Source organism: Catalinimonas locisalis, assembly GCF_038039535.1.
Classification (GTDB): Bacteria; Bacteroidota; Bacteroidia; order Cytophagales; family Cyclobacteriaceae; genus Catalinimonas.
The window spans coordinates 157,383-173,436 of sequence record NZ_JBBPHP010000004.1 but is presented as its reverse complement, the minus strand read 5'-3'; the positions used below and the strand labels follow the sequence as shown (position 1 = coordinate 173,436).

General features: G+C 44.6%; 14 protein-coding genes. 4 read left to right on the top strand and 10 right to left on the bottom strand.

All coding sequences use genetic code 11. The features are described from left to right. Positions 1-6 precede the first annotated feature (6 nt). From nagB to WJR50_RS07955, 4 genes are all read right to left on the bottom strand, one after another. Positions 7-1,920, bottom strand: coding sequence for a glucosamine-6-phosphate deaminase (gene nagB, locus WJR50_RS07970; RefSeq protein WP_341292721.1), 1,914 nt, complete (start codon positions 1,918-1,920; stop codon positions 7-9). Between the two features lie 239 nt (positions 1,921-2,159). Next, positions 2,160-2,828: a 3-keto-disaccharide hydrolase gene (locus tag WJR50_RS07965; RefSeq protein WP_341292720.1), complete on the bottom strand. Its 669-nt coding sequence runs from the start codon at positions 2,826-2,828 to the stop codon at positions 2,160-2,162. A 216-nt stretch (positions 2,829-3,044) separates the two neighbouring features. Continuing rightward, the gene (locus WJR50_RS07960) at positions 3,045-3,617 is read right to left on the bottom strand and encodes a hypothetical protein (protein WP_341292719.1); all 573 of its coding nucleotides are present in this window, start codon (positions 3,615-3,617) and stop codon (positions 3,045-3,047) included. A gap of 48 nt (positions 3,618-3,665) precedes the next feature. Further along, positions 3,666-3,866 (bottom strand): hypothetical protein, encoded by a 201-nt coding sequence (locus WJR50_RS07955; protein WP_341292718.1) that lies wholly within the window; start codon positions 3,864-3,866, stop codon positions 3,666-3,668. A 352-nt stretch (positions 3,867-4,218) separates the two neighbouring features. Here WJR50_RS07955 and WJR50_RS07950 point away from each other — a divergent pair, with 352 nt between their 5' ends. Then, positions 4,219-6,786 carry a PIG-L deacetylase family protein gene (locus WJR50_RS07950; protein ID WP_341292717.1) on the top strand — a complete coding sequence of 856 codons (2,568 nt, stop codon included), beginning with the start codon at positions 4,219-4,221 and terminating at the stop codon, positions 6,784-6,786. 137 nt (positions 6,787-6,923) lie between these two features. Here WJR50_RS07950 and WJR50_RS07945 read toward each other — a convergent pair whose 3' ends face one another. From WJR50_RS07945 to WJR50_RS07925, 5 genes are all read right to left on the bottom strand, one after another. Then, on the bottom strand, positions 6,924-8,954 hold the full coding sequence (locus tag WJR50_RS07945) for an alginate lyase family protein (RefSeq protein WP_341292716.1): 2,031 nt from the start codon (positions 8,952-8,954) through the stop codon (positions 6,924-6,926). A gap of 184 nt (positions 8,955-9,138) precedes the next feature. Then, positions 9,139-9,534, bottom strand: coding sequence for a protease inhibitor I42 family protein (locus WJR50_RS07940; protein ID WP_341292715.1), 396 nt, complete (start codon positions 9,532-9,534; stop codon positions 9,139-9,141). A 9-nt stretch (positions 9,535-9,543) separates the two neighbouring features. Continuing rightward, positions 9,544-9,747, bottom strand: coding sequence for a hypothetical protein (locus WJR50_RS07935; protein WP_341292714.1), 204 nt, complete (start codon positions 9,745-9,747; stop codon positions 9,544-9,546). 171 nt (positions 9,748-9,918) lie between these two features. Then, entirely contained in the window at positions 9,919-10,806 is an 888-nt protein-coding gene (locus tag WJR50_RS07930; RefSeq protein ID WP_341292713.1) for a carbon-nitrogen hydrolase, read from the bottom strand. A gap of 21 nt (positions 10,807-10,827) precedes the next feature. Further along, positions 10,828-11,868, bottom strand: a complete 1,041-nt coding sequence (locus WJR50_RS07925; protein WP_341292712.1) for an agmatine deiminase family protein — start codon at positions 11,866-11,868, stop codon at positions 10,828-10,830. A gap of 114 nt (positions 11,869-11,982) precedes the next feature. Between WJR50_RS07925 and WJR50_RS07920 the strand changes: the two genes are divergently transcribed. Next, on the top strand, positions 11,983-13,857 hold the full coding sequence (locus WJR50_RS07920) for a DUF4139 domain-containing protein (RefSeq protein WP_341292711.1): 1,875 nt from the start codon (positions 11,983-11,985) through the stop codon (positions 13,855-13,857). A 4-nt stretch (positions 13,858-13,861) separates the two neighbouring features. Here WJR50_RS07920 and WJR50_RS07915 read toward each other — a convergent pair whose 3' ends face one another. Then, complete coding sequence (locus WJR50_RS07915) at positions 13,862-14,698, bottom strand: AraC family transcriptional regulator (protein ID WP_341292710.1); 837 nt, start codon at positions 14,696-14,698, stop codon at positions 13,862-13,864. A 62-nt stretch (positions 14,699-14,760) separates the two neighbouring features. On the opposite strand from WJR50_RS07915, the gene WJR50_RS07910 reads away from it, so the two are divergent. Continuing rightward, entirely contained in the window at positions 14,761-15,177 is a 417-nt protein-coding gene (locus WJR50_RS07910; RefSeq protein WP_341292709.1) for a DoxX family membrane protein, read from the top strand. A 5-nt stretch (positions 15,178-15,182) separates the two neighbouring features. Next, positions 15,183-15,977, top strand: coding sequence for an SDR family NAD(P)-dependent oxidoreductase (locus WJR50_RS07905; protein WP_341292708.1), 795 nt, complete (start codon positions 15,183-15,185; stop codon positions 15,975-15,977). Positions 15,978-16,054 lie beyond the last annotated feature (77 nt).

Genomic DNA, 16,054 nt, shown 5'->3' with positions numbered 1-16,054 from the left:
TATTTATCAGAAGTGATATCTTACGAAGGCTTCCATGGCTTCGTATTCAGCTAAGCCTAGCTTGTCATAAGCATCGGCGGTGCCTTTGTTACGGTCTTCAGCACGCTGCCAGAACTCTCGGGGGTCTGAGCCAGGGAAGAGAGGGCGGTCTTTCTGAGACTGGTGCTTAAATACTGCACGACGCTTTCTCATCAATTCTACCGGGCTGATAGGCACTGCCATTTCAATCTGGTCAATGTCCCACTCCTGCCACGCACCGCGGTACAGCCATACATAGCAGTCTTTCATCCACTCCTCATTTTTCAAACGATCTACCGCCTGCATGATAGCGCTCAGACATACCCGGTGTGTACCGTGAGGATCAGAAAGGTCACCCGCTGCATAAATCTGATGAGGTTTTACCTTTTTCAGTAAGTCTACGGTAATCTGAATATCTTCTTCACCTAGCGGCTTCTTACGTACCTTTCCAGTCTCGTAAAAAGGCATGTCCATGAAATAATAATTGTCTTCAGGGATACCACAGTAGCGGCAAGCCGCTTTCGCTTCTCCACGACGAATCAAGCCCTTAATCAACTGTACAGGGCGAGGATCTACCTCACCAGGAAGCTTACTCTCAGTAGCTTTGAAAACTTCGTTAAATAAAGCATCTACTTTTTCATCTTTCAGGTCAAATACCTCTTTGAAATCTTTGGCAAAGTCGGCAAAACGAAGAGCGTCCTCATCAAATACCGCAATATTTCCTGACGTCTGATAAGCTACATGCACATCATGTCCCTGATCAACCAGGCGAAGCAAAGTACCTCCCATAGAGATAACGTCGTCATCAGGGTGTGGGCTGAAAATTAGTACGCGCTTAGGGAAAGGCTGTGCTCTTTCGGGGCGCTGGCTATCATCGGCATTGGGCTTACCACCTGGCCAGCCAGTAATGGTATGCTGCAATTCGTTAAAGATGCGAATGTTGATGTCATAAGCCGGACCATGATCAGCAATGAGATCACTCATACCATTCTCATTGTAATCCTCAGGAGTCAGTTTCAGTACGGGTTTGTCTACTTTTTCACACAGCCAGACTACTGCTTTGCGGGTAAGTTTCTTGTCCCAATGGCATGGCCCTACCAGCCAGGGCGTTTTGGCCCGGGTAAGCTCGGCAGCAGCAGCTTCGTCAACAATCACTTGGGCATTAGCATGATCCTGTAAGAAAGTAGCGGGAATCTGATCGGTAACAGGACCTTCTACTGCCTTTTGGATCACGGAAGCTTTTCCCTCTCCCCAGGCCATCAGGATGATCTGGCGAGACTCCATAATAGTTTGTACACCCATGGTAATGGCTCTGCGAGGGACAAATTCCTCTCCGAAGAAGTCGCTGGCAGCGGCAGTACGTGTGATTTTATCCAGGGTGATCAAACGGGTGCGGGACATTTCTCTGGATCCTGGTTCGTTGAAACCAATGTGTCCGGTGCCACCGATACCCAAAAGCTGGATATCAATACCTCCCGCTTCTTTGATCTTGTTTTCATAAGACACACAGTACTCACTGATTTTCTCAATGGGTACGGTACCGTCCGGAATATTGTAATTTTCCGGATCTATGTCTACATGATCAAAGAGGTACTCTTTCATGAAGCGCACATAGCTTTGCAGCTTGTCCGGTTCAATAGGATAGTATTCATCCAGGTTAAAAGTGATTACATTTTTGAAGCTAAGTCCTTCTTCCTTATGCATCCTGACCAGCTCTTCGTACACTCGGGTAGGAGAGGAACCGGTAGCCAAACCCAGAACGGCTTTTTTACCTTGCTGTTGTTTTTCAACAATCAGGTCTCGTATGGTCTTGGCAATTTCTTTAGATGCAAGATCGGAATCCTCAAAAATAGCCGTAGGGATTTTCTCAAATTGCTTTTCTAATGCAGTAGCTTGGTCCATTTTTCTGATCGATTAGATTGAGTGAATTGCAAAATTAGCCACTTTTTTTGATAAAGCGGTATAGAATAAAAAGAATCAGAATACTACTCAAAATGAATTTTGAACTAAGTGTTAAGAATAATATTCTGAAATAATTTAAATTATAGTATTTTATTTTCCTTTATTTTTGAAATAAAGGTTGAATTTGGAATTTGGTAGTTATTTTCCCGAAGAAAAATTGGGTCTTCAGGAGTGAGCCTCTACATTTCTTTCACCTGTAAATCTCTCCACCTTACCTTGATTCCGCCTCCATCATGGATTTGTAGTGCGATAGAACCATTAGCTTCGCCAATTTTTTCATCTTCCAGCACTACCATTTCCTCACCGTTCAGATAAGTACTCACTTTGCCGCCAATTACTTCAATGCGCATCTTATTCCATTCGCCCATCTTCAATATATCCTCTTTCTCTTCAGGAATCTGCTCCAGCCAACCCCGGCCATACGACTCATAAATGCCTCCGGTATCGTTACCGGGAGGGGCTACTTCAACTTGCCAGCCACTTATTTTAGTCCCATCCAGAGAAGAGCGAAAGAATACCCCACTATTACCATCAGCTTCCTGTTTAAACTCCAACTCCAGGATAAAGTCTTTGTAAGATTTGTCAGTTGCCAGGTAACCGTAAGCTGCATCCGGGCCGCTTTCACAAATGATTTGTCCGTCTTCTACATACCACTTTTCAGTACCATGAATTTTCCATCCATCAAGGTTCTCACCATTAAAGATCGGTTGAAACTCAGCTTCTTCGGCAGTAGTGCTCACTGCTTCTGTACTGCTGCTTTCATTTTCTGAGGTGTTGTCGTTGGAAGGCTGCTGGCAGGCAAACATACTGGCTGCCAAAGTGAATGCTAAATAGCTTGTTTTTGTCATGCTTAGTTCAAATGAATTTGAAAAGATAATTTTGTACTGCCGAGCAAACATTGAAATTCAGACTGTTGACTGAAATAACAATCAAAAACGATAAGCTATAAGCTTATTCATCTGGATCTGAGCAGTGCTCATACAATGTTTGACTCATAAGTGGGGGTAAATTAAAGATTTTGCTACTGATTAGAAAACAAAATCGCTGCGAGTATGCGTCCGGGCTTACTGAGAAGAAAAACTAAACCAGTTTTGAGTAAGGGCTTTGGTATGTTTGACCGGGTATCCAAAAAGACGTTCGGGCATTTTTCCATCAAGAAGAAAAATAAACCCATCCCTTTGCTCCGGCATGCGGTCTATCCAGTAAGCAATGTAATTTTCTCCTTTTTCATAATTTCTCACGTCTATGGCTGCCAATTGATTATACAGTCTTTCTTCGTTGAATGAGGTAGCTTTATCTAGTGTTTGTTGGGTGAGTTGCTCAAAATAAATATAGCGCTGCTGGAAAAAATACTGTTCTGCCCGCGCTGTAAAAGCCTTATGCACAAAAGGGTAAGGGGCCAGTAAGAGCAAAGACAGTATACCGGCCAGCAACCTGAAGCGTGTAGCAGAAAAACTACTGACCACCAATACCAGAATCAGTAATAGCATAAACCATAAGACCAGCTGAAGGTGAAAAAAGAGAAAGGCGTCGTGGTAACTGTGGGTAAGCGGTCGGGAGTATAACTTAAATAGGGCAAAAAGCAAGAGAGCACTTCCTGAGATACGAATCAGCCACTCTGTCTTTTTACCCATCATGATACTCTGAAAATAAATTTGTAATGCTTAACTGTATGTTTGACCCGGTCACCGCGACCCGGTCACCATGAAGTGATCGCCATCATGCACATCCTCCTGTAGTGGCAAGGCCTTACCATGGGCATTGGTCACCATTTTTCTTTTGGATAAGATGTCTCGGAAAATGGACTCTGAGTATTTCATGATCGCATCGCCTACATTCGCCCCTCTGAATAAACGAAGAGGCTGTTCATTTACAAAAACAGTCATAATATCGCTGTGATTTTAAGCGTATTAGAAATATTAATGATAAAAGAATACTGATGATTAAGGAAGATAAGCATTGAGAAGTTCCCTTTGTATTGCATCTTTCAGCAGAGGTAGGTAAGCTTGTAGATTGGATGAAGCGCTTGGCCGATAATCTGCTCTGAATGTAGATTTTACTAACACAAAATCTATCATAATCGTAAGAAAGCTAAAGATTAATACTCTGTTTGTGTGCTTATTGCGCTGCAATTATCCAAAAAAAAGAAACTTCAGGCAAACGTATAAGTAGAATTTCTCTTCTGAGATTAATTCTTAAATTTGTTAATCTCCCGAATTAGCTAAAAAATCATTTTGTATGAGTACAAAGTATCGTGCTAGTCTCCTGACTTTACTATTTTTCCTGACATATCATTTTGCGGCCATTGCCCAGGCTCCTGAAAAACTCTCGGCAGCTGAGATTCAGTTGGCGTTGAAAAAGTTGAATACTCTCGGCACCGCCCTCTATGTAGCCGCTCATCCCGATGATGAGAACCAGGTGGTGATCGGTTACCTCTCTCAAACCAAACTCATGAACACCGGCTATCTCGCGCTTACCCGTGGTGATGGAGGGCAAAACCTCATCGGTCCGGAGATCAGAGAGAAGCTAGGCGTATTGCGTACGCAGGAGCTGATTCAGGCGCGTAGTGTGGATGGTAGCAAACAATTCTTCAGCAGAGCTATTGACTTTGGTTACTCCAAAACTGCTGAGGAAACACTGGAACTGTGGGATAAAGACAAAATCCTTTCTGATGTAGTTTGGGTGATACGCAAATTTCAGCCGGATGTAATGATTACCCGCTTTCCTCCCGATGAGAGAGCAGGGCACGGTCACCATACTACTTCCGGTATATTGGCGGAAGAGGCTTTTGACCTGGCTGCTGATCCGGAGGCTTTTCCTGAGCAGCTTGAGTATGTGGATGTCTGGCAACCAACACGTCTGGTATTCAATGAAAGCAGCTGGATGACCGAAGATATTGAGAAAAAAAGTGTAGGCAACGATTCTATCCTGAGCATAGACCTGGGCGTATACAATCCTCTACTAGGCAAGTCCGTAACTGAAATAGCTGCTGAAAGCCGCAGTAAGCATCAGAGTCAGGGCTTTGGGGCTACCGGCTCCAGAGGGGCAGACGTTGAGTACTTCAGGCATGTAAAAGGTGAGATGGCAAATGATGAGCTTTTTGATGGGATCAATACCAGCTGGTCCAGAGTAGAAGGGGGAGAGAAGGTTGGTCAGCTATTGGCCCAGGCTTATACGGCTTTTCGTCCTGAAAACCCTGCGGCGGCAGTACCCAAACTGATGGAAGCTTCTGAAGCACTAAACCAACTGGAAGATGGCTACTGGAAAGAGGTGAAAAGAAAAGAACTGGACCGGGTCATCAAAGCCTGCCTGGGCCTGTATCTGGAAGTACGCAGCGGTACCAATGCGCTGAGCCGACGTTTTCGTTCTAATTCACGTTCAGGTATAGCTGAGTACTCCACCACACCCGGAGATTCAGTAGTATTCAATGTAGAAGCCATCAATCGTTCGGATATATCAGTACAGTTAAAAGAAGTATCTTTTACCAGCATCAACAAAGACACCACAGTCAATACAGCACTTGAGAATAATAAGTCGCTGGAATACAAGACAGATGTGCTGATTCCTGATAATCTGCCATATTCCGGTCCTTACTGGCTACGCAAGCCTCATGACGGATTCAGCTTTACGGTAGACGATCAGCAGTTGATTGGCCTGGACGATACCCCTCCGGCGGTAGAGGCTATCTTTGAACTCACGGTTGCAGGTAAGCCACTGGATATAAAAGTACCGGTGGTATACAAAAGAAATGACGCCCGTTCGGGTGAAACCTATCGCCCCTTTGTCATTACACCACCCGTCTATGTGGAAATAGAAGGTGATGTGCATGTGTTTGCCGAGCAGGAAGCCAAAACAATCAATGTAACTGTAAAGGCAGGTAAATCAGGAATTGAAGGAAAAGTATCACTGGACCTTCCTGATGGCTGGGCATCTGCTCCTTCTTCTTTTGATTATAGTATCGGCTTGAAAGGGCAGGAAGAAGAGTTTATATTCAGCGTGCTTCCTCCGCAAGGACAGAGTGTAGGAGAAGTAAAAGCTGTGGCTGAGCAAAATGGAAAAACGTACGACCAGAGTATGCTTACCATTGCTTACGAACATATCCCTACTCAAACGCTTTTTCCAACCGCCTCAGCACAATTGGTAAAACTGGACATCCGCAAAGAAGGTGAAACCATAGGCTACATCATGGGTGCCGGAGATGAAGTGCCTAAGGCATTGGAAGAAATTGGCTACAGCGTATCCATTCTGGGAAGTGAGGATATGGATGTAAACCAGCTAAGTAATTATGATGCGATTATGATCGGTATACGAGCTTACAATACTGTTGGCTGGTTAAGGTATCAGAACAATAAACTGCTGCAGTATGTAGAAAACGGAGGTACACTGATTACCCAATACAATACCGGGCATATGCTGCTGACGCAGGATTTCTCACCTTACAAACTCAATATCTCCCGTGATCGGGTAGCCGATGAAAAGGCTGAAGTACGTTTCTTGCAGGAAGATCATCCGCTGCTGAATACGCCTAATAAAATTACCAAACAGGACTTTGAAAACTGGGTGCAGGAGCGAGGCTTGTACTTCCCTGATGAATGGGACGAAGATAAGTTTGAAGCGGTACTCTCTATGAATGATCCAGGAGAAGATCCCAAGCAGGGTTCGCTACTGGTAGCCAAATATGGAAAAGGTTACTATATCTACTCCGGTTTATCCTTTTTCAGAGAACTACCTGCCGGTGTACCGGGAGCATATCGCCTGCTTACCAATATGATTTCCATTGGCAAAAGTCCGGAAACCGGAAGGTAGTCATTCATAAATAATATCTAGGATTATTCTATTCCGGGCGTACCATCGCTTAAAGGTACATTTACAGTAAGGGGATTCGTCCCCTCTTCTGTTATTTGTACCTGTACACCTTCTTCTGTGATGTTGATGATTTCTGCTTATACTTTTGGTACTTTACCTTTAGCGGGAATAAGAACCCAGGCAAAGGTAGAAGATTCATCAATATTGGCAGTATATACCATTGTAGGGTTGGGTACTTTCTTGCCATAGTCAGCGCTGTACCAGCCTTGCTTGTAGGGTTCTTCCTTTCCCTGAACCATTTCTACCTTCCACTCAGGAACTCCAATCGGTACAATGCGTAAATTACCCTCTCCTTCATCTGTACTCACCACTTCTTTGCCCTCTATGCTGACTGTACAATGGGGGGCATAGTGCCAGAGAGCTTCCAACTGATGGGGACCATCCGTATCAATATGGTCTACCACTACCCAGTATTTGCCTTTCACATAGAGCACTGCACGGCTATGTGCCACCTCACCTTCCACACCATAGTAGCCCGAAGAGAAAGTACCTCGTGCATAGTCAAACTCAGGCGTAATTACGTAGTCTGTGCCTTCTTTAAGCGGATTTTCTACCATTGTTGGCCCTCCGTTTTGTGCTTTACCATCTACCAGGATAGTGTTATGAGAGAATGTACTACGGAAGTACCCTCTCCACATGCTGGGGTCAAAACTGAAGTAATCTTTATGCGTAAAGCGGCCGCCATCCACCAAGAGGTCTCTGCCATATGCAGCTATGGATATATGCAGCTTATCACTGTGCTGATGCCCTGTACCGAAAGGACCGACATCGAAGAAAGCCCAGTGGGCATCACCATCCCAGCTATTGCGCATCACGTTGATGCCTGCCCAGGGAAACACTGTGGTAGCCAAACCCTCAGGTTGTACACCTTCCGCCCCATTGGTTGCGATCCACTGCCAGTCAGGACGGTCGTAAGTCTGAGCTGCCGTAAGTACCCGGGGCCGCAAGTCTTCGCGATCTGAGTCATTGTTGAGCGGTTGATGCCCATCGGGACGCATGGCATAAGCCATATAATTGTACATCTCCTCAATCCTGCGGAGGTAGCTCTCAGGTACTTCACGTCCCGCATGATTGAAATTCTGGGCAACGGATTCAAATCTACTCAGAGCTACCCATTGAGTTTTGGTAGACAACTCAGTTTGTACACCATCAGGATAAACCTGGCGGTTAATTTCTTTTTGCATGACTTCCAATGCATATGCTGCCCAGGCATCAGCATCTTTGAACTCAGGAAAAGCTAATCCAGCCAGGGCGAGGCCATTCATTTCCATGGTAGTCCAGTTGTGACCCTGCTTATGATAATTTCTGAGGTAATAAGTCTGCTCAGGTATACTGGCCAGCATGAGCAGACGTACTGCCGGTGTGAACGCTTCCGCCTGCTGAAAACCGTAAAAGGTCTGCGGCCAGGAAGCACCTAACCTTTGTCCAGCTTCCAGGTCACGCCACTGCACCTCTCCTATATCTCTCCAGTCCAATTCGTCTCCAGAGTTAAGCACCAAGTAGATAGAATCTCCTTTGGGAGGGAGTGGATGGTGAACCACCCAGTCTTTTAATAACTGATCGTACTTTTCAGCATACTCTGCTTCTCCGCTTTTTTGCCAGGCTTCCAGCAGTATGGGAAGGTATTTCTGTCCATTGAGTGAATAGCCAAACTCATCATCTTGTTCTGGACCACGATAGTCCCAGTCCCAGCCGCCGCTTTCTTTCAGTCGCACTGCTGCTGTTACTCCACTGAAGCTGACCGTATCATGGATAAGCTGGATAGCTTCTTTGTTTACCTCAGTAGCAGCCATATCAACAGAACCATTTCTCAGCCAGGAGCCTGAGTCAGCATTTCGGTAATAATTTACGATTGCTTCTCCTGCTACCACCGTATCACCCGCCTGCAATGCTTTTTCCACCTCTTGCATTCCCGGATAACTAAGATCCAGCGCTTCAATGAGGGTGCGCATTCTGTCAGGATAGGCTTCCCAGAAATCTTCTACTGACTTTAGCTTCTGCCAGTTGGAAGGATGGTCACTAAAGTTTTTGGCATCAGAGGGTTGAATAAAAGTATTGAATAATAAAAAGGTGATAAGTGTGGAAAAAAACCGGAAAGGTATTCGCATATTCAAATTATTTAGGTTGTTGCGTAGCATTGTCTTCTGCTTTCTGGACTTGACAAAAACACGTAAGTCCTTGAGCATATCGTAAAAAATAGAAAAAAGCTGGATGAATGGGAAATCAGTCTGGAAAAAAGGTGGCTAAGCGAATATGATCTGGGAGATTTACAATAGATTAGGAGATGAGGGACTATTCAATGACCTGCAGTTTGAGTTCATAATGACGGATTGCCTCATTTTCCCAGGGACGTTTGAACTCAAACTTGACAGTATGGCTACCCTGAGCAGACGCCTGCATTTTAAAAATCTGAAGCTGTCTGCCCCCGGGCAGAGGTTTCTCATCTACCATGCTATGGCCAAGTATCTTTATTGCAGGAAACTCTTCTTCATTTATAGTCCACTGGTAACCGTTTCCTATATGGGTAGGTAATTGGATAGAAAATATCCTCGTATTTACGATCTCAACTTCTTTCTGATGATCGGCTTCTGTAAAGGTAACAGGAGCTGTTACGGGAGAGGAATGATCAAAACTCAGATTGATCATGATGGTAAGGACAACATACATGAAAAAAAAGATCTTGAGCATAGGAGTTCTTTATTTATGGTTTTGGTCTGACAGTTGGGGTGTAATCTGCTGTACATGTTTTTTGGGATGAGTAACATAGGCATAGCCCTCACCAGTGGTTTTCTGTACTGATGGTATTTCCTCATGCCTGCCCCAACAGGAGAGTAAGGCGATAATACCAATCGCTATCAGTTTAGTCGTAAAGCTTTTGTAAAAGTTAGTCTCGCGTGTCATCACTAAAAAGTTTAAGGTTGATAGTCTAGTGAAAACCTAAGCGCTTAGCGTTTACTGTTTAGTAGACATGCGAGGAAAGGTGTAACCTGAATAGAGAAGAATTTTTTTGGAGTAAAAAAAATCCGGACCTTATAAGTCCGGATGTATTCTTCGTAGATATTTTGATCTGGATTAATCCAGAAATCTTTGGGTAAGGCCGGAGAAGGCATCTATCCGGCGGTCGCGGAAGAAGGGCCAGATACGGCGAACATCTTCCGAGCGGCGCATATCTACCTCTACCACCAGATTTTCTTCAACTTGATTACCTGCCTGTATCAGAAACTCGCCTTGTGGGCCGGCTACAAAGCTATTGCCCCAGAATTGGATACCATTGGTATGTCCTGATGGATCAGCCTCATGCCCGATACGGTTGACAGAGATCACCGGCAGGCCATTGGCTACGGCATGTCCGCGCTGGGAGATCACCCAGGCATCCTTCTGTCGCTGCTTTTCATCATCAGGATCAGTAGATTCCCAACCGATGGCAGTAGGGTAGATCAACATATCTGCTCCGGCCATCGCCATGAGGCGGGCAGCTTCCGGATACCACTGATCCCAGCAGACCAGTACACCTAGTTTACCAACAGAAGTGTTGATCGGCTGAAAGCCTAGGTCACCGGGCGTAAAGTAAAACTTTTCGTAATAAGCCGGATCATCAGGAATGTGCATCTTGCGGTACTTGCCCGCAATGGAGCCATCCTTCTCAAACACTACAGCAGTGTTATGATAAATGCCAGGAGCTCTTTTTTCAAAGAGAGAAGTTACCAGCACGATGCCCAGTCGACGCGCTACTTCTCCAAAACGCTCAGTAGAAGGACCGGGAATTGGCTCAGCCAGTTCAAAGACATCCGTCTCTTCTGTCTGGCAAAAGTACAGACTGTTATGTAATTCCTGCAAGACCACCAGTTGTGCTCCCTGGGTAGCGCAGGCTTCAATATTATGAATTAATTTGTTGACGTTGGCTTCTACCTCCGCCTGATTGGACTGTTGTACAAGGCCTACTTTAATGGTTTTGGTCATTGGATGTTAGGTATTAGACTTTTACTCATTAGCAATCATTCCTGCCGGATACTGCATGCTAATGCAATGCAAAGAACCGTGTTGCTGAATTAATGGTTCGCAGTTGATACCAATAATTTCATGTTGAGGAAAAGCTTTTTCCAACGCCTCTTTTGCCTGCTGATTCTTGACTGCATTGGCATAAAAAGGTAACAATACGGCTCCATTGATAATCAAAAAATTAGCATAAGTAGCTGGCAGCCGATGCCCCTCTTCATCCAGAGCAATATCTGCCATAGGCAGAGGAATGAGGCGATAAGGCTCACCTTCCAGCGTGTTGAATTTCAGCAGTTCCTGCTCCATTTTTTGCAACGCTTCAAAGTGCGGATCATCCTGCTCCTGGCACTGTACATAGACAATGGTCTGCGGATCGCAGAAGCGGGCCAGCGTATCCACATGGCTGTCGGTATCATCTCCTTCCAGGTATCCGTAGTGCAGCCACAGTACCCGTTTGAGGTGGAATATTTTTTTGAGTTCAGCTTCAATTTCCTCTTTGTTGAGGTGATCGTTGCGGTTAGGTGCCATCAGGCAGTCTACCGTCGTGAGCAGCGTCCCTTCACCATCTGACTCCAAAGCGCCACCTTCCAGCACCATATGCTGACAATTGCGATAATGGACTTCTGCTGTAAACAGCCCATTGGTATACATCCGCCGGGTAAGCAGATTATCATGGTTGGCAGCAAACTTTAGGCCCCAGCCGTTGAAGCGAAAATCCAGTATCACAGGCTTGCCATCTTCTATCAAAGTAATCGCCCCATGATCTCTGGCCCAGGTATCATTGGTCGGCAGGCTGTGCAGGTAAATATTTTCCTGCTTACAATTATGCAATTCTGCTTTTACTGCATCTATATCATGACAGATAATCAGCAATGGCTGGCGCTCGGCTATGGCCCGGGCAATTTCTACGTAACAGCGTGTCACTTCGCTCAGAGAAGCCTGCCAGTCGGTAGCTTCATGGGGCCAGGTAAGTTGCACGGCACTCTGTGGATACCACTCCGCCGGAAAAAATGTGCTTGTGTTCATGGGGTGAAATTAAAGATTACAAATTTCAGAATAAAAATTAAAAGACATGGAGCATAGGGAATTTGTTTTCAATGATCATTTTATAATATTGTAAAGAAATACTTTAATAAAATCATGAAAAAGCTTCTAATATTAGGAATTATCGTACTGAGTATTTTTGGAGAAAGCGTTGCCCAGGAGCTTAACGAAAAGAAGACAGACTCCGACTTAGATTCGGTAAAAGTATTCTTACAGGGAGCACAGATACACCGGAGTGCTCAGACAAGGATTGCCGCAGGAAAATCTACTATTGTGCTTCAGGCGCTTTCTCCTTATATCAATCCGCAAAGCATACAGGTCAAAACTACGAGTGATCTGCTGGTGCTCTCTGTTAATCATCGGCTGGATTATCTGGGAGAAGAAGCAAAAAGTGCGCTTCAGGATAGTGTGGATGCAGTAGAGGATAGCATCAATGTGGAAACGGCTATGCAGGGGGTATTGGATGAAGAACTGGAGTTTTTGAAAAAGAATAATGAGATCGCGGGGACAGAAAATGGACTTTCGCTGAGTAATCTGAAAGAGGTAAGCGATTATTACCAGCAGCGGATGAAAGCGATCAGGTTGGAGAAACTGGCTATTAAAAACCACATACAGGAGCTTCAGGAAAAACTTGATAAGCTAAAAAGGCAACTTGCACAATGGAATGATAATCAATCCGCCCGGGGAGAAATTGTCATTACAGTAGACAGTGAAAGTGCCCAGACAGTAAATTTGGTTTGTTCCTATATGGTGGCGAATGCAAGCTGGTTTCCTGTCTATGACCTGAGAGCTAAAGATGTGCAGAGTCCGGTAGAGCTGATGTACAAAGCCCGTGTGCAGCAAAATACCGGAGAGGACTGGAAAGATGTAAAGCTTGCTTTCTCCAATGCCAATCCCACCGCAAGCGGAGATATACCGGAACTGACACCCTGGTATCTGGATTTCAATACATCATATCCTCAGAATTTACAGATGCTCTACACTCGTGTGAATCCCGGTATAAGGCAGGTAAGTGGTACGGTTAGTGATATGGAAACGGGAGAAGCCCTCCCGGGAGTGAATATTTTGATTAAGGGTACATCGGTGGGAACGGTCACGGATGTCAATGGAGAGTATAGTATTTCCATTCCTCAGGGAGCTACTACTTTATCCATTAGCTACATTGGTTACAAGACGCAGGAAGTACCCATTGCCAATGAAAGCATGAATTTCATGCTGGAACCTGATGTGCAGCATTTGAATGAAGTCGTGGTTACGGGATATGATGTTTCTGAACAACTTCAGGGAAGAGTTGCTGGCGTTCAAATCCGAGGTAAATCCACAGCTGAAGCCGAGCCTGTCCCTACTACTCAAATAGAAAATCAGACCAGCGTAGAATTTAGCTTAGATATTCCGTACACTGTAAAATCAGATGGAAAGAGCTACACGGTAGACCTGGCAAAACTGGAAATACCTGCCGAATATGAGTACCAGTGCGTACCTAAATTAGACAAAGATGCTTTTCTCATAGCTCGCATTACGGATTGGGAACAATACAATTTGCTGGAAGGAGAAGTAAGCCTCTTTTTTGAGCATACCTATGTAGGCAAGTCCCTGCTGGATGTACGCTTTGTCAAAGACACGCTGGATGTTTCGCTTGGCAGAGACAGGAATGTAGGCGTAGAGCGAATCAAAGTGCATGATTATACCAAAAAGCGTTTTATAGGTTCCAGACAGGAAGAGAGCCGGGGCTGGCGCCTGGAAGCCAAAAATAGCAAAGCTCAGGATATCCAACTTATCGTGTATGATCAAATTCCAGTTTCCAGAGTAAGCGATATTGAAGTAGAAGCCGAAGAACTTAGCGGAGGGAAACTTAAGGAAGAAACAGGCATTGTACAATGGGATTTGTCACTCCCTGCAAAATCTTCAGAGAGCAAAGTATTAAGGTATAGTGTGAAATATCCAAAAGACAGAAATTTGGTATTGGAATAGCTACCTACTCCCTTAGCTCGCTCATGCTTTTGCCGGCTTTGCTTTTGATAAATTTGTGGAGATGGCTTTCGTCTACAAAGCCAAACTCTGAAGCAATCTGCTTCATGCCGGTCTGGCTGTATTTTAGTCGTTGCTCAATGAGTTTGTAACGGTAATGGCTGACATAGTCACGAAGGGTGGTGCCTACTTTCTCTTTGAAAAGCATGCCTATGTAATTGGGGGAGTAATGAAAATGATCTGCCAGGTTTTTCAGGGTGAGCTTTTTGGGATCATAGATGTTCATTTCAACATAGCCCATAATCTCTTCAGCTATGCCGGTGGCAGGCTGAGCAGGTTTTTGCAACGTATAAGCCTGGCTGTTACGCTTGATAATGAGCATCACTACCGAAAAAAGCTGGAAAATAATCTTCTGGTTCAAGACATTTTTCTGATGGTACTCCTCTACAATGATCAGCAGCAGACTCTTTATGAGTGTCTGATCCGAGGCTGAGCTTAATAAATTACCCTTTTTTCTTTCAGGGCTATACAATAGCTGGTCAAGATCGCGATTCCATAGCTCAGGCACAGGTAAGTCATGGTGATGATGAAGGTACGACTTGGTAAATTTGAAATAGATAAAACGGGTACGATCAACTACTTTAAACTTATGCGCGTCTTCTGGTCCCAAAAGAAAAAGGTGCCCTGGTGCATAAGTAGACTCTACACCATTCAGGTGATGAGTGCCTTTTCCGCTGACGATAAAGATCAACTCAAAATGGTTATGATTGTGCAAAGGGTGGGACCATTTGTCTACTTCAAAATCGTGGACCTGTAAGCTGTCAAACTGCTTGTAGCGCTTCATGATACATATTTACATAATTACCTTAGATATTTACAAGAACTGTTGGAGCTTACTGGAGTTTAATGAACAAAGAATTAATCATTATGCAGCAAGAAAATATAGCCTATGCCCTGGCTCGTTTACCCATCGGTTTCAGTTTTTTCGGACACGGACTGGTACGCATTCCTAAGCTCACCACTTTTGCTGAAGGGATGGCGGAGTCTTTTACCGAAACCTGGCTTCCCTATGGTTTTGTATTAGCCTTTGCTTATGTGCTGCCCTGGGTAGAACTGCTGCTGGGCATAGGCTTGTTGCTGGGTTTTGCCATGCGTAAATTTACTTTTGCAGGTGTTATGCTCATCTGCATTTTAATTTTTGGTTCCAGCTTGCAGGAGAGTTGGTCGTCAGTGGCTACTCAGATGTTCTACGGGCTGTACCTGTCTCTGCTCTATCTTTTTGCTGACTACAATGCTTATTCAATTTTTAAAGCACAAAACTGACACTTATGGACTTACAACTCATAGATAAAAAAGCGCTGGTTACCGGCTCTACCGCGAGTATTGGCTTTGCCATCGCTAAACTGCTGGCTGCCGAAGGTGCGGAAGTAATCATCAATGGCAGAAAACAGGAAGATGTGGATGAAATCGTGTCGTCTATCCGCAAAGATACCGGAAACGAAAAAGCAAGTGGTATCGCGGCGGATTTCTCCAAAGCTGATGAAGTCAAAAATCTTATCGCTCAACTTCCCGATCTGGATATTCTGATCAATAACGTGGGCATCTTCAATCAGGTAGATTTTGAAGAAATCTCTGACGAAGAGTGGTTTGAAGTATTTGAGGTAAATGTGATGAGTGGTGTCCGTCTCGCGCGTCACTATTTTCCACGTATGCTAGAAAAAAATGAGGGGAGAATCATTTTTATTTCCAGCGAATCTGCCCTGAACATCCCTACAGAGATGATACACTATGGCATGACCAAAACCGCTCAGCTTTCAGTTTCCAGAGGACTTGCCCGTTTATCCAAAGGAAGTAACGTTACTGTCAATGCGGTACTTCCCGGTCCTACGCTGAGCCGTGCCAATGTAGCAGGGCTGAAAGAAGAAGCTGAAGCATCAGGCAAAAGTCTGGAGGAGGTGAAGAAAGCATTTTTTGAAGAAAGAAGACCTACTTCGTTGATTCAGCGCTTTGCTGATATTGAGGAAGTAGCTAGTATGGTGGCCTATGTGGCAAGTCCACTTTCTTCGGCAACAAATGGCGCAGCTTTGAGAGTAGATGGAGGAGTTGTCAACGCTATTTTTTAGCTTTGCCAATAGAATATAGAATAGCCCAACAGAGGCTTAGAAGAATAAGAGTAATATAAACCAACAAAAAGAGTAAA